The organism is Pseudomonas sp. P5_B2, assembly GCF_056400445.1.
Genome location: NZ_JBFULH010001241.1, coordinates 1 through 813, shown reverse-complemented (window position 1 = coordinate 813; position 813 = coordinate 1). Strand labels below are relative to the sequence as shown.

General features: G+C 52.0%; 2 protein-coding genes. Both read left to right on the top strand.

What is annotated here, in order from left to right:
• Positions 1-167, top strand: a 167-nt coding sequence (locus tag AC1DRJ_RS30500) for a heavy metal-binding domain-containing protein (protein WP_477805388.1), incomplete at its 5' end; no start/stop codon positions are given.
• Between the two features lie 164 nt (positions 168-331).
• A complete protein-coding gene (locus AC1DRJ_RS30495; RefSeq protein WP_477805387.1) occupies positions 332-520 on the top strand; it encodes a hypothetical protein in 189 nt (62 codons plus the stop codon).
• The last annotated feature ends 293 nt before the right edge of the window (positions 521-813 follow it).

Sequence of the window (813 nt, the reverse complement as noted above, 5' to 3'; positions counted from 1 at the left end):
GGGCTTTGAAGGAGGCGCGCATTCAAGCGACTGACGAGATCAAGGAACGGGCGCGGGCACTTCATGCAGACGCAGTGGTGGGGCTCGATTTTGAGATCAGCATGCCGTCCGGAAAGGGTGGGATGGTGGTGGTTTTTGTGACGGGGACAGCGGTCAAGCTGAGGTGATGCATTCTGTTTGTTCACGTGTTGAGTTCGGGCCACTCGTCGGTCACGTGAAAAACTGAATTACAAGTCGGGTAGTGACCGGCTAGTCTCAAAAGCCTTGGCGGTCGATATTTTTCAGGCAAATGGCTTTGCCGGTGTCGACCCTTTTTGAGAGGGGAAGAGGTATGGCTGATCCGTATATCGAAGACGACGGGGCTGAATTTCCGATCAACAATTGCGTCAAGTGTGGCCAGACCGAGTATGTATCGGGCTTTGGGGAAGACCCGGTCCAGATCAGTAAAATGAAATCGACGACGCCCAGAGGCCCTAAGGCGAAATTTCTGCCAAGAGTGGCGGCGCCTTCCAGGAAATAACTGTTAACCGGACAAACCCCGCCATCGAGCGGGGTTTTCATTTTCGCAGTATCGATTTTTCGATTCAAAACCGGACCGCAGACGTTTGGTCATGGTGCCCGTTTGTTTTTCACAAACTTTTCACAGGCTCGGTCGTAGGCTCAAACCATCCGTTAGAAAGCAGTACCCTAGCCCGTTCCCCAGCGGGCTTTTTTTTGCCTGTCATAAAACCTTTTCCAAAAAAGCTGTTCCAACCGTCGCTAATTGCGAGGTGCGGAGGATTTTGTGTGGACGTTTACTGCGTTACAGCATTC